The organism is Actinomyces marseillensis (assembly GCF_900155605.1).
Lineage (GTDB): Bacteria > Actinomycetota > Actinomycetes > Actinomycetales > Actinomycetaceae > Pauljensenia > Pauljensenia marseillensis.
This window is the reverse complement of the sequence record NZ_LT707420.1, coordinates 1901426-1914500: the sequence shown is the minus strand read 5'-3', so window position 1 is coordinate 1914500 and position 13075 is coordinate 1901426. Positions and strand designations below refer to the sequence as shown.

General features: G+C 58.1%; 10 protein-coding genes. All 10 read left to right on the top strand.

Going from position 1 to position 13075, the window contains the following annotated elements; genetic code table 11:
- Window positions 1-9: 9 nt before the first annotated feature.
- The 10 genes from BQ8011_RS08430 to BQ8011_RS08380 all read left to right on the top strand — a co-directional run bounded on the left by BQ8011_RS08430 (window position 10) and on the right by BQ8011_RS08380 (window position 12889).
- The gene (locus BQ8011_RS08430; RefSeq protein WP_077209678.1) at window positions 10-2313 is read left to right on the top strand and encodes a bifunctional metallophosphatase/5'-nucleotidase; all 2304 of its coding nucleotides are present in this window, start codon (window positions 10-12) and stop codon (window positions 2311-2313) included.
- A gap of 317 nt (window positions 2314-2630) precedes the next feature.
- A complete protein-coding gene (locus BQ8011_RS08420) occupies window positions 2631-3734 on the top strand; it encodes a BMP family lipoprotein (protein ID WP_072456303.1) in 1104 nt (367 codons plus the stop codon).
- Window positions 3735-3836: 102 nt separating this feature from the next.
- On the top strand, window positions 3837-5399 hold the full coding sequence (locus tag BQ8011_RS08415) for an ABC transporter ATP-binding protein (protein WP_072456301.1): 1563 nt from the start codon (window positions 3837-3839) through the stop codon (window positions 5397-5399).
- Window positions 5399-6661 carry an ABC transporter permease gene (locus tag BQ8011_RS08410; RefSeq protein ID WP_034501852.1) on the top strand — a complete coding sequence of 421 codons (1263 nt, stop codon included), beginning with the start codon at window positions 5399-5401 and terminating at the stop codon, window positions 6659-6661. Before BQ8011_RS08415 ends, BQ8011_RS08410 begins: the two co-directional genes overlap by 1 nt.
- Entirely contained in the window at window positions 6658-7932 is a 1275-nt protein-coding gene (locus BQ8011_RS08405; protein WP_072456300.1) for an ABC transporter permease, read from the top strand. Before BQ8011_RS08410 ends, BQ8011_RS08405 begins: the two co-directional genes overlap by 4 nt.
- A gap of 27 nt (window positions 7933-7959) precedes the next feature.
- Window positions 7960-8376, top strand: a complete 417-nt coding sequence (locus BQ8011_RS08400; protein WP_072456298.1) for a cytidine deaminase — start codon at window positions 7960-7962, stop codon at window positions 8374-8376.
- A gap of 81 nt (window positions 8377-8457) precedes the next feature.
- Complete coding sequence (locus BQ8011_RS08395) at window positions 8458-9741, top strand: thymidine phosphorylase (protein WP_072456296.1); 1284 nt, start codon at window positions 8458-8460, stop codon at window positions 9739-9741.
- Between the two features lie 77 nt (window positions 9742-9818).
- A complete protein-coding gene (deoD, locus tag BQ8011_RS08390; RefSeq protein WP_072456294.1) occupies window positions 9819-10526 on the top strand; it encodes a purine-nucleoside phosphorylase in 708 nt (235 codons plus the stop codon).
- Window positions 10527-10545: 19 nt separating this feature from the next.
- Entirely contained in the window at window positions 10546-11199 is a 654-nt protein-coding gene (gene deoC / locus BQ8011_RS08385; RefSeq protein ID WP_072456292.1) for a deoxyribose-phosphate aldolase, read from the top strand.
- Between the two features lie 13 nt (window positions 11200-11212).
- Entirely contained in the window at window positions 11213-12889 is a 1677-nt protein-coding gene (locus BQ8011_RS08380; protein ID WP_072456290.1) for a phospho-sugar mutase, read from the top strand.
- Window positions 12890-13075: the final 186 nt, after the last annotated feature.

Genomic DNA, 13075 nt, shown 5'->3' with positions numbered 1-13075 from the left:
GGAAACAATATGCTCACTCGAACCCGAAGGGCGGTGATTGCGACCGGCGCAGCCCTCGCGCTCTTCGCAACGCCTCTAGCTGCCTTCGCAGACCCCGCCGGCGAGGCGACTTCGACGACGGAGGCCAGCCCCGAGGCCACCGCGCCGACCCCCGCCGCCGAAGCCACGGCCTCGGCAAGCCAGGCCACCCCCGCGCCGGCCCCCGCGGCTGGTACGGATCGCGGCGCATCCGATATCGTCACCCTGGACCTGTACAACCTCACCGATGTGCACGGACACATCGAGATGCAAAAGGATCGCAAGACCCGCAAGGTCGTCGAGGCGGGTCTTCCTGCGATGAATTGCTATCTCAAGCGAGCAAGCGCAGCGAACCCGAACTCAAGCTTCACCCTGCTGGGCGACAACATTGGCGCGTCTCCCTACACTTCGGGCGCGTTGAAGGATAACCCGACCATCGAAGCGCTCAACACGATGCATCCCCTGGGTTCGACCATGGGCAACCACGAGTTGGATATGGGCCAGGCAGTCTTCAAGCAGCGCGTCGATGGCTCAAACCCCTCTGAGTTCGTTCAAACGAACTTCCCCTACCTTGCTGCAAACGTTGAAGGAATGGGAACGTGGGGAGCGGGCACTCCCTACCTGGGAGAGTACAAGCTGTGGACCTCTCCTTCGGGGGTGACCGTCGCGTTCATCGGTGCGATTGCCGAGGACGTTCCCTACAAGCTCAGCCCCGGAACCACTCAAGGCCTGACTTTCAAGGATCCAATCGCCAAGATCAACACCCTGGCGAAGCAACTCAAGCAGGACGGAACCGCGCAGATCGTCATCGCCATGCTTGACGATGACGTGAAGAACAACTACCCGAAGATGGGCCCCGATGTTGACGGCCTCATGGGTGGCGATACGCACGTTCCTTACGAGTTTGACCATGTCGATTCGGCGGTCGAGCTCACCTCTCAGAACCCCCTTCTGGCGGGCGTTGCCTCCGGTTCCTACACGGATAACCTGGGCCTGATTCAGATCTCCTACGATACGGCGACCGGAAAGGTCGTCAAGGCCGACACCAAGCTGATCCCTGCTGCAACCGTCTACGAGTGCGGTGAAGACCCGCAGACGAAGGCAGTTGTCACCCGCGCGCAGCAGGCCTCGGCCGTCGCCGGTGCCCAGGTCGTGGCACGGGGCTACACCGAGAGCTTCCACCGCGGCATCTTCGAGGCCCCCGATGGAAGCATCGAAAAGGGCGGTAACCGCGGTATCGAGTCGACCCTGGGCAACCTGGCTGCTGACGCGATGCGTGAAACAATCCGCACACCCGATGGCAACCCCGTTGATATCGGCATGATCAATGCTGGCGGTCTGCGTGCAGATCTTGAACCCGGTAGCGATGGCACCATCACCTACAAGCAGAGCTACGACGTCATGCCCTTCTCGAACGAGCTGGGATACGTGACCATCAAGGGCTCTGATGTGAAGGATGCTCTGGAAGAACAGTGGAAGACGAACCTGAACTCGCAGAACTCGCGCCCGCTGCTCAAGCTTGGTCTGTCAAAGAATGTCCAGTACACCTACGATCCTTCCAAGCCCTACGGTGAGCGCATTACCTCGTTGCTCGTCAATGGTGCGCCCATTGATATGAACAAGGAGTACACGGTTGGGTCGGTGACCTTCCTCCTTGCTGGAGGCGACACCTTCCCGGCACTGACCCGTGGAACGAAGACGGTTCTGGGTAACCTCGACCGCGATAAGTTCAACGAGTATCTGGCTGCACACAATGGCATCAAGGCTGCGACTCTCAAGCAGGCAATTGGCGTGACGCTCCCGAGCGATCCGGTGACTCCCGATCAGGAATTCACCGTGCCTTTGCGCGGCCTGTCCTTCTCCGAGGGCCCCGGAAAGACCCAGAATGTCAAGGTTTCCTTCGGAGCGGTAGCTGTCAATGCAAGCGTCAACAACTCACTGCGCGAAGAGCACGCATCCGATGAGGCCTCGATTATCACAACCGACGGCGCTGGCCAGGCAACTCTGAAGGCCTCGCTGCCGATGTCGGTGTGCGCTGCCAAGCCCGAAGGGGGAGTGCTCTCGCTTCCCGTTACCGTTGAGACCGACTTTGGCACCGTCGTTCCCGAGGCCTCTGGCTTGACCGTTCAGGTCACCTGCCCGGTTGCGGCACAACAGCCGGGCGCTGCGGGGGCGAAGGCAAAGGGCGTTGCGGGCAAGAAGCTGGCACGTACCGGTTCCGAGGCCGCGCTGGTCGCTTTGGCCGCTCTCGGTATGGGTGGACTCGGCTTGGTGATGCGTCGCAAGTTTGCATGATAGGAACTCGGTATTCGCCGGGATATGCCGGTGGAAAGCCCGAGTGACCTGCGCCTGTGGGCGGTGGGATGAAGAAATCCTGCCGCCCACAGGCGTATGCATGGACGGAAAATATAACTTTTATCGATTCGTTATCGCGCTGAGGCCGATTCGCCTTGACGCGTCCGAACGTGATGGGAGAAACTCTAAAAGGGCGTCAACGCAGCACACGTATGCGTTCTCGCAAGCGGTGGTGCGCGTGTCTTCCAAGTGGTTGATTCGCGCTGTCGCAACCAACCTACTGTGTATCAACACACTCTACTTGGAGGAATAACGGCATGAAGACCCTCACAAGAATCGTTGCAGTCGCTGGCGTTGCTACGCTCGCACTGACCGCGTGCTCGTCCGGTTCGAAGCCCTCTTCGGATTCTGGCTCGACCTCGAGCGCATCTTCCAATGGCGCAAGCTTCAAGGCTTGCGCCGTTTCTGATGCTGGCGGTTGGGACGACAAGTCCTTCAACGAATCCGCATACAACGGCCTGAAGGCCGCACAGTCGAAGCTCGGCATTCAGATCAACACGGCAGAGTCCTCCTCTTCGTCGGACTTCGTACCCAACACTGAATCAATGGTCTCCGACGGCTGCAATCTGATCATCGGCGTTGGCTTCAACTTGGAGAAGGCACTGCACGCCTCTGCAAACGAGAACAAGGACGTCCACTACGCACTTGTTGACTCTTCCTTCTCGGACGACTCCAACAAGACCGTAACCGTTGAGAACGCACGTCCTCTGCTCTTCAACACCGCTGAAGCTGCTTACCTGGCTGGTTACGCCGCAGCGGGAATGAGCAAGACCGGCAAGGTCGCCACCTTCGGTGGCATCCAGATTCCTTCGGTTACCGTCTTCATGGACGGCTTCGCCGATGGTGTCGCAGCCTACAACAAGGCAAAGGGCACGAACGTCCAGGTTCTCGGCTGGGACAAGGCAACCCAGAACGGCTCCTTCACCCAGTCCTTCGATGACCAGGCACTGGGCAAGCAGCAGGCACAGCAGTTCATCGACCAGGGCGCTGACATCATCATGCCCGTCGCTGGTCCTGTGGGCCTGGGCGCAGCTGCTGCTGCAAAGGCCGATGGCAAGACCTACATCATTGGTGTTGACTCCGACTGGTACGAATCTGCCCCCGACTACAAGTCGATCATTCTGACCTCGGTCATGAAGGAAATCGGTGCTTCGGTTGAGCAGGCCATCACGGACTCTGTGAACGGCAAGTTCAGCGCGACTCCTTACGTGGGTACTCTGGAAAACGGTGGTGTCTCCATCGCTCCCTTCCACGAATTCGATTCCAAGGTTCCTCAGGATCTGAAGGATGAGCTCACCAAACTCACCGATCAGATCAAGAAGGGCGAACTGAAGGTTGAGTCCACGAACTCCCCGAAGTGATTCGTGAACACTAAGTGAAGGCGCGGTGGTCTCTCCACCGCGCCTTCGCTGTATCAGCTATCCTGAAACCGAAACTCAACCGCGCAGAAGGGCGGAGTTACAGTGAAGTTGGAACTCAAGGGGATCACCAAACGTTTCGGTCCTCTGGTCGCAAATAATGACATCAACCTCACCATCGAAGAAGGGCATATTCACGCGCTTCTGGGTGAAAACGGAGCCGGTAAATCAACGCTGATGAATGTGCTTTACGGCCTTCACCAGCCCGATGAAGGAGAAATCCTCATCGATGGGAAGCCGGTCCGCTTCAACGGCCCCGGTGATGCGGTTGCCGCGGGGATTGGAATGGTGCACCAGCACTTTATGCTGATCCCGGTCTTTACCGTCGCAGAATCGATCGCCCTCGGTTTTGAACCGACAAAAGCAAGCGGGTTGATTGATCTTGCGCAGGCGCGACGCACTGTTGAAGAAGTCTCTGCGCGCTTTGGTTTCGATCTTGATCCCGATGCCCTCATCGAAGACCTTTCTGTTGGTGCCCAGCAGCGAGTCGAAATCGTTAAGGCCCTCTCGCGTCAAGCAAAGGTACTTATTCTTGACGAGCCAACGGCAGTTTTGACTCCCCAGGAAACCGACGAACTCATGGCGATTATGCGTCAACTTGCCGATGCGGGAACGTCCATCGTCTTCATCACCCACAAACTGCGCGAGGTCCGTGCCGTCGCAGATGAAATCACTGTCATTCGACGCGGAACCGTCGTCGGTGAAGCATCTCCGCAGGACTCCGAATCTGAGCTGGCCAATAAGATGGTCGGCCGCTCGGTCATGATGCGCGTTGACAAAGCTGATGCACATCCAAGCGGTGGGGGATTGGAGTTCAAGGAGATCTCCATGCTTTCTCCTACGGGCTTGCCCCTCCTCGACCACGTATCTTTCAGCGTCGAACGTGGTGAAATTGTTGCGGTTGCTGGTGTTCAAGGTAACGGTCAGACCGAACTTGCACAGACCATTTTGGGCTTGGCCACCCCGAACTCCGGTGAGATCCTCCTCGAGGGAATCGACATTACACACGCCAACCCCCGCAAGTCTTTGGACGCGGGAATCGGCTTCATTCCCGAGGACCGTTCGACCGATGGCATTATTTCCTCTTTCTCAATCGCTGAAAACCTGGTCCTGGACCAGTACAAGGACTCGCGTTTCGCGGCCGGTCCCATGCTCAAGCTCGGAATCATCGCTCAAAATGCGCGGGCTAAGGAGGAAGAGTTCGATATTCGTCTGACGTCGATCAGTGATCCGATTTCTTCGCTTTCGGGCGGAAACCAGCAAAAGGTCGTTGTCGCGCGCGAAATGTCGAAGGACCTCAACCTGCTTGTTGCGAATCAGCCAACTCGTGGCGTGGACGTGGGCTCGATCGAGTTCATCCACAAGCGCATCGTCGAGGTTCGCGACCAGAACATTCCCGTCCTGTTGATCTCATCCGAATTGGATGAAGTAGTTTCGCTGGCCGACCGCATCGTCGTGATGTATCGAGGCCGCGTGATGGGTATCGTTCCTGCAGATACCCCGCGTGATGTGCTCGGTTTGATGATGGCCGGCGTTCCCTATGACGAGGCTGTGGCGGGCGAGCAGGAAAACGCTGAGGTTTCGGATTCACACGAGGAGGAGAAGTGATGACCCAGGCAAAACGTCCTTCGAAGGCACTGGTTGTGTGTCGTCACATCTTGGGATCGCGGTGGTTCGTTTCCATCCTCGCGGTTCTCATTGCCTTTGCTCTAGGTGCGATTTTGATCGCGATGACTGGCGCATCGGTACTCGATGCCTATTATGCGATGTTCCGCGGGGCAATCTTTGACCCCGGCGCACGCAGCTTCCAACGCCAGATCAAGCCGCTGACAGATTCCCTGTTCTTCTCAATCCCCTTGGTGCTGGGCGGTTTGGGTCTTGCTCTGGGATTCCGCGCAGGGTTGTTCAATATCGGCGGTAAAGGCCAGATTATTTTCGGTGCTCTTTCTGCTGTGTGGGTTGGCTTCGCAATGAACTTGCCTCCCGTTATTCACACCCTTGTTGCTCTTCTTGCAGCGATGGTCGCCGGTGCTCTTTACGCCGGAATCGCCGGCGTGCTCAAAGCAAAGACCGGTGCTAACGAAGTCATCGTTACCATCATGTTGAACTCGATTGCCACCTTGGCGCTGGGCTACATCCTTTCGAAGCCATCGTGGCAGGTCCCGGGTTCTAATCAGCCTCAAACTCCGAAGGTTGCGGATTCAGCCGCTTTCGCTCGCATTCTCGATGCGCCCTTCAAGATTCACATGGGTGTTTTCGTCGCGCTCCTTGCGGTGATCATTTTCTGGTGGCTCATTGAACGTTCGACCTTGGGCTTTGAAATCCGAGCTGTTGGTGCCAATCCCGAGGCCGCCCGTACCGCCGGAATTTCGGTGGGGAAGATTACCGCAATCACCATGGCCATCTCGGGTGCCTTTCTCGGCCTTGCGGGCGCAAACGAGGCCTTGGGCACCGTTGGTTATGTCTCGCGCGATATCACTGGCACCATCGGCTTTGACGCCATTACGGTTGCTCTTTTGGGTCGGAACAAGCCCCTGGGCACTCTGGGCGCAGGTGTTCTCTTCGGTGCCTTTAAAGCAGGTGGCTACACCATGCAGGCGAAGGGCGTCCCGATCGATATGATCCTGATCCTCCAGTCAGTGATCGTCCTGCTCATTGCAGCCCCCATGTTTGTTCGCTGGCTCTTCCACCTGCCCAAGGAAACCAAGAAGAGCTTGCGCGCTGAGCTCGCTGAGCTCAGCGATGAACATACTGAAGAGGACGGGAAGAGTCCGGCCGCGGCCTCGGCAGTGAAGGAAAATGCAGCGTCTGAAGGCGGCGATGCCGTCGTCGATGGCGCCTCCACCGATTCGGAAGGAGAGGCACGATGAGCCAGACGCAAACAATGAATGACGTTCAACTCAAGCGTTCATGGAAGATGCCAGTTGTCTACGTTCTGGCAGTGCTCCTGCAAATTCTCTTCACGATCAAGGTCAGCGGCGACGTCACCATCCGACTCAATGACAAGTCCCAGAGCCTCAATATTGACGATATTGTCACCCCCGGACGCCCGATCCTTCTGGTGCTGACAGCGTTGACTCTTGTGGTGGCCATGTGGTCGATCTACTCGGTATGGGCACGTCGGCAGAATCCGCGTTGGCTTGATGTCACCATGATGATTGTCGCCGGGATTGCAACGGTCTTCGGATTCCTGATCTATGCAGGTTCGGGTTCTAGCGGTGTCGTGACACTGACCTCGACACTGTATTCGACCGTTGCAATTTCAACGCCTCTGATCTTCGGTTCACTTTCGGGCGTTGTTTCGGAACGTGTTGGCGTTGTCAATATCGCCATTGAAGGTGACCTGCTCTTGGGAGCTTTCGCAGGTGTCATGGCTGCCTCGTACTTCCAGACTTCATGGGCGGGCCTGATCGCAGCGCCGATCGCGGGTGCCTTCCTTGGCTGCCTCTTGGCGCTCTTCTCGGTCAAGTATGGCGTGGATCAGATCATCGTCGGTGTGGTCTTGAACGTCTTGGCAGCGGGTCTGACGACTTTCTTCTACGGAACGTGGATGACGAAGAAGGCCGAACTCTTCAATACGAATAAGTTCTCGCTCTCTGATATCAAGATTCCGATCCTGGGAGAAATCCCGGTTATTGGCCCGATGCTCTTCAACCACAACATCTTGGTCTACTTGATGTACGCCACGGTGATTTTCTTGGCGATCTACCTGTACCGTTCGCGTTGGGGCTTGCGTCTTCGCGCCTGCGGTGAGCACCCGCGAGCAGCCGATACCGTCGGCATCAACGTCAATCGCACGCGAACCCTCAATGCCATCCTTGCTTCCGGTTTTGCGGGATTGGGCGGTGCATTCTTCACCATCGGTTCGGACCTGTCCTTTACCGACAATATTTCCGCCGGCAATGGCTACATTGCCTTGGCTGCAATGATCTTGGGTAAGTGGCACCCGATCGGCGCCATGGGTGCTGCACTGATGTTCGGTTTTGCTCAGGCACTTGCGCGCCTGCTGCCGAACCTGGAGCAGTCCATCCCTTCAGACCTGATCTCGATGATTCCCTACATCGTGACCATCATTGCGGTCGCCGGATTCGTCGGGAAGTCCCGTCCGCCGGCAGCTGAGAACATTCCCTACACGAAGTGATCGACTGCTAGATAGAAGGACCGAGTCATGGACATCAATTGGGAAGATCTTCAGGATCTTGCAATTTCGGCGATGGAACAGGCCTACTGCCCATACAGCGGATTTCCCGTTGGAGCAGCTGGACTGACAACAGACGGGCAGACCTATTCGGGATGCAACGTGGAGAACGCCGGTTACGGTGTCACACTGTGCGCTGAATGCGGAATGGTTTCGCAGATGGTGCGCTCCGGTGGCGGTCACCTCGCGGCGGTCGTTGCGGTGAACGGGAATTGCGAGCCGGTTGCTCCCTGTGGTCGTTGCCGTCAGCTCATTTTTGAGCACGGCGGTAATGACTGCCTGGTCTTGATGCCCGAGGGTGTCATGACCATGAAACAAGTACTACCGGGAGCTTTTGGCCCCCACGACCTGACCGAAGTGCCATCGGCACGATTCAACGAAGATTAATGACTGCGGCGGGCGTGCACGTCCCTGGATGGTGTGCGCGCCCGCCAAGCATTCTCCGAAATAACACCCAGGAAGGACATCATGAAACAGTTTGATGCCGTCGACGTCATTCGCGTGAAGCGCGATGGCGGGAAACTGTCCACTGAAGAAATTCAATGGACCATTGATGCCTACACGCGCGGGGTCATGAAGGACGAGCAAATGGCCGCCTTGGCCATGGCTGTTTTCCTGCGCGGAATGGACCGTGAAGAAATCGTGACGTGGACTCAGGCCATGATCGATTCGGGCGAGCGCATGGATTTTGCGCGTATTTCTCGCGTTACCGCGGATAAGCACTCGACCGGTGGCGTGGGCGATAAGATCACCCTTCCGCTTGCCCCGCTTGTTGCAGTCTTCGGCGTTGCAGTGCCGCAGCTTTCCGGTCGAGGCCTCGGCCACACGGGCGGAACCCTCGACAAACTCGAGGCCATTCCCGGCTGGCGTGCATCTTTGTCCAACGACGAGATCTACCACCAATTGGGCGAGGGATGCGGAGCGGTGATTTGCGCCGCTGGAGCGGGCCTGGCTCCTGCAGATAAGAAGCTCTACGCGCTGCGCGACATCACTTCGACCGTGGATTGCATTCCCCTCATTGCTTCTTCGATCATGTCGAAGAAAATCGCCGAGGGAACCGACTCCTTGGTTCTGGACGTCAAGGTTGGCAGCGGTGCTTTCATGAAGGACATTGATCACGCTCGCGAGCTGGCGCGCACCATGGTGGACCTAGGCCGCGATGCCGGTGTAAAGACTCAGGCGCTTCTCACCGATATGTCCACTCCGCTGGGACTCAAGGTCGGTAACGCCCTTGAAGTTGAAGAATCCGTTGAGGTTCTTGCCGGTGGTGGTCCCGCGGACGTCGTCGAATTGACCGTTGAACTTGCTCGCGCCATGCTCACCATGGCAGGACGCCCCGATGCCGATGTGGAAGCAGCGCTGAAGGACGGTCGCGCCATGGATGTGTGGCGCGCGATGATCCGTGAACAGGGCGGAGACCCCGACGCAGCTTTGCCGACTTCCGCGCTAACCCACACGGTCACTGCCGAGGCCGATGGCTTCATTTCCGAAATGGATGCACTCAGCGTGGGCGTGGCCTCGTGGAGGCTGGGCGCGGGCCGTGCAGTCAAAGACGATCCGGTGCAGGCGGGAGCGGGAATTGAAATTCACGCCAAGCCGGGGGAACTCGTGCGCAAGGGAGACGCGCTCTTCACCCTGCACACCGACGATGAGTGGCGTATTCCTCGTGCTCTCGAAGCACTGGATGGGGGAGTGCGCATCAGCGATACTGCCCCGGCTGCTCGCAGCATCATTTTGGACCGCGTGGGCTAAGAAGACAGACACCTAGAAGTGCCTCTGCGAGGCAATGACCGACTGACAGAACAACAACCGCATTGGAGTGGACAACCATGAAATCAACGCCGCACATTGACCCGAAGGCTCCTATCGCCCCGACTATCTTGCTGCCCGGAGATCCGCTCCGCGCCAAGTTCATCGCCGAAACCTACCTTGAGGATGCGCAGCAGTTTAACTCGGTGCGTAACATGCTGGGCTTCACCGGCACCTACCAGGGCACTCCCGTGTCCGTCATGGGTTCGGGCATGGGTATTCCTTCAATCTCGCTGTACGCCTGGGAACTGATCCATGTCTTTGGCTGCACGAAGCTCATCCGCATCGGTACCTGTGGTGCGCTGCAAGAAGGTATCAACCTCTACGACGTTGTCATCGCTCAGGGCGCATGCACGAACTCAAACTTCCTTGATCAGTACAACATCCCCGGAACTTACGCACCGATCGGTTCCTACCGGCTGATTGAAGCAGTCCGCCAGAATGCAAAGGAACTGGGAGTGACCACGCACGTTGGTAACATCCTTTCTTCTGACACCTTCTACAACGCAGATCCGACTTTCAACGATCGTTGGAAGAAGATGGGAATCATGGCCATCGAGATGGAAACTGCTGGCCTGTACGCGACCGCTGCCGAGGCAGGAGTGGAAGCGCTGGGTCTCTTCACTGTTTCTGACTCCATCGTGACCGGCGAAGAAACGACCGCGGAAGAACGTCAGACCGCCTTCACTCAGATGATGGAGATCGCGCTTCCTCTGGCCCAGATCTGAGGACTTGAAAAGGAAAAGTATGAAGAAGTCTGAAGTTGCACACCTGATTGACCACACGATCCTCAAGCCCGAGGCCACTAGCGCCGATGTCGCGCGGATCGTTGAGGAAGGTGCACGTTTTGGTACCTATTCCGTGTGCGTGTCCCCATCGATGCTCCCGCTTGAGGTGCCCGAAGGACTGAAGGTCGCCTGCGTCGTGGGCTTCCCTTCGGGGGCAGTGAAGCCGAATGTCAAGGCCTATGAAGCCAAGCAGGCTATTGCCGATGGCGCTGACGAGATCGACATGGTGATCAATATTGCCCTCGCAAAGGAAGCAAAGTTCGACCAGGTCGAAGACGAGATTCGTGCCGTTCGCGCTGAGATTCCTGCCGGCAAGATCTTGAAGGTCATCATCGAATCCGCAGCTCTCACCGATGAAGAAATCGTTGCCGTGTGCCGCGCAGCCGTAGCCGCGGGTGCGGATTTCGTCAAAACCTCGACCGGTTTCCACCCCGCAGGTGGGGCCTCGGTTCACGCCGTTGAACTGATGCGTCAAACCGTGGGTGAAAACGTGGGAGTCAAGGCATCTGGCGGTATTCGCGACGCCCAAACGGCTATCGCAATGATCGAGGCGGGCGCGAATCGTCTGGGCGTTTCTGCAACCGCAGCGATTCTTGCCGGTCTTGAAGACTAATTCAGGGGGAAAAATGAACGTTATTGAACGAGCTCAACAGTGGGTGGACCACGATCCGGATCCGGCAACCGCAGCTGAACTTGCCTCCGCCGTTGAAGCAGCGCGCGCAGGAGACGAGGGCGCGCTTGCCGAACTGAATCGGGCAATGAGTGGCCCTCTGCAATTCGGTACTGCCGGATTGCGCGGCGAAATTGGCCCGGGCGAATCGCGAATGAATCTCTCGGTTGTCATCCGTGCAACCGCCGGATTGTGCGCGGTTCTCCTCAAGCATGCAACGCGCGCTCCGCGCGTCGTCATCGGTTGCGATGCCCGCTACGGATCAGTTGATTTCGCTCACGCAGCTGCACGCGTGGCCTCGGCAGCAGGATGCGAAGTGTTCTTGCTTCCGCTGAAGAACCCCACCCCGCTCACCGCATTCTCCGTGCGCGAGTTGGACGCCGATGCGGGCATCATGGTCACCGCATCGCACAACCCGCCTCGCGACAACGGCTACAAGGTCTACTTGGGCGGAACCGTCGTGACCGGTGCCGGCCAGGGCGTCCAGATCGTTTCTCCCTTCGATGCCGAGATCGCTTCTGCGATTGCTTCGGCTCCTTTCGCCGATCAGATCGCTCAGAACGACGAGCTGATCGTCAATGTGGATCCTCGCGAGGACTACATTGCTCGCGCCGCATCTTTGGCGCAGGGAAGCCCGGAAATCAAGGAAGATCTGGCCATCACCTTGACCGCCATGCACGGTGTGGGCGCAGCCCTGACCCAGCAGGTGCTCAACGAGGCCGGGTTTACCAACGTCAGCCTCGTTGCAGAGCAAGTGGAACCGGACCCCGACTTCCCGACGGTGTCCTTCCCGAACCCCGAGGAGCCCGGTGCTCTGGATCTGGCTATTGCACATGCGCGCGCACATGCTTCTGACCTCATCATCGCGGTCGACCCAGATGCTGACCGCTGTGCGCTCGCGGTTCCCGATGAGGCCTCGTCGAATGGTTGGCGTCAGCTTTCCGGCGATGAAACGGGATCACTGCTGGGAGAGTTCCTCGCAGGAAGCGCCCCCGAGGATGCGGTCTTTGCAAACTCGATCGTTTCTTCGCGTTTACTGGGCAAAATTGCTCAAGGGCACGGGCTGAAGTACCAGCACACGCTCACCGGCTTCAAGTGGATTGCACGCGTTCCGGGGCTCTACTTCGGCTATGAAGAAGCCATCGGTTTTTGCCCCGATCCCACGCGCGTGCGCGATAAGGACGGTATCGCGACCTCGGTTGTCGCCGCTTCCTTGTTCGCAATGCTCAAGAGCCAGGGACGCACGGCAAAGGACGAACTCGAGCGCATGGCACGGCTCTATGGCCTGCATGTGACCGCGCCTCTGACCTTCCGCGTTGATCGCCTTGAGCTGATCGCAGAGGGCATGCAGCGCCTGCGTTCTCAGCCCCCGACAACTCTTGCCGGCGCTGAGGTCGAAGGAGTCGTGGACCTGTCGAAGGGGTGGGATGGCCTTCCGGGTACGGATGCGCTCATGGTCACCACTACTGCCGGCGACCGTGTGATTGCTCGTCCGTCTGGCACAGAACCCAAGCTCAAGTGCTACCTCGAAGTCGTAATCCCCGTGGAAGATGGCGCAGAGGTCCCCTGGGCGCAGGCTCGCGAGCGCTTGGAGACAATTAAGTCCGAGTTTGGCGCCGCGATTGGGATCTGATTGATTCCCGAGGCCTCGCTTGCTGTGGAATTCTTGCAGCAGTTGCGGCCTTGAAACTTCTGGTGGGTGTCTCCTTCGGAGGCGCCCACCAGCTCTATTCGCCTCCTACGGTGCGTCTGCCCAGTCTGTGGCGTGCCGTCGTATGCTGTTCTATGAGGAGCTGTGCGTGGTTGACTCGCGGCAAAC